The sequence below is a fragment of the Capnocytophaga sp. oral taxon 329 str. F0087 genome, from assembly GCF_000213295.2.
Taxonomy (GTDB): Bacteria; Bacteroidota; Bacteroidia; order Flavobacteriales; family Flavobacteriaceae; genus Capnocytophaga; species Capnocytophaga leadbetteri_A.
In genome coordinates this window covers 1-516 of the sequence record NZ_KN390121.1, presented here as the reverse complement: position 1 = coordinate 516, position 516 = coordinate 1, and the positions used below count along the sequence as shown (strand labels likewise).

At 57.2% G+C, this 516-nt stretch carries 1 protein-coding gene; it reads left to right on the top strand.

Annotated features, from left to right (window positions below):
- Positions 1–516, top strand: a 516-nt coding sequence (locus HMPREF9074_RS11725) for a glycoside hydrolase family 3 C-terminal domain-containing protein (RefSeq protein WP_034541147.1), incomplete at both ends; no start/stop codon positions are given.

Sequence of the window (516 nt, the reverse complement as noted above, 5' to 3'; positions counted from 1 at the left end):
AAGAAAGTGGTGTTCGTCAACTGCTCGGGTTCCGCCATGGCCTTGGTACCGGAGTTGGAATCGTGCGATGCCATCTTGCAGGCTTGGTATCCGGGCCAGGCCGGGGGCTTGGCCGTGGCCGACGTGCTGTTCGGTGATTTCAATCCCAGTGGCAAGTTGCCCGTGACGTTCTACAAGAACACGGAGCAGCTTCCCGACTTTGAAGACTACAGCATGAAGGGTCGCACTTACCGTTACATGACGGATAAACCGCTCTTCCCCTTCGGCTATGGTTTGAGTTATACCACGTTCGACATCTCCAAAGGTCGTTTGAGCAAGTCTTCTGTGGAGGCGGGCGAGGGCGTGAAGTTCACGGCTCATGTGAAGAACACGGGCAATCGCGACGGTGCCGAGGTGGTTCAGGTTTACGTCCGTAAAGTGGGCGACACGGAGGGTCCGTTGAAGAGCCTTCGAGGTTTCCGTCGTGTGGACCTGAAGGCGGGCGAGAGCCGTACGGTTTCCATCGAACTGTCTCCC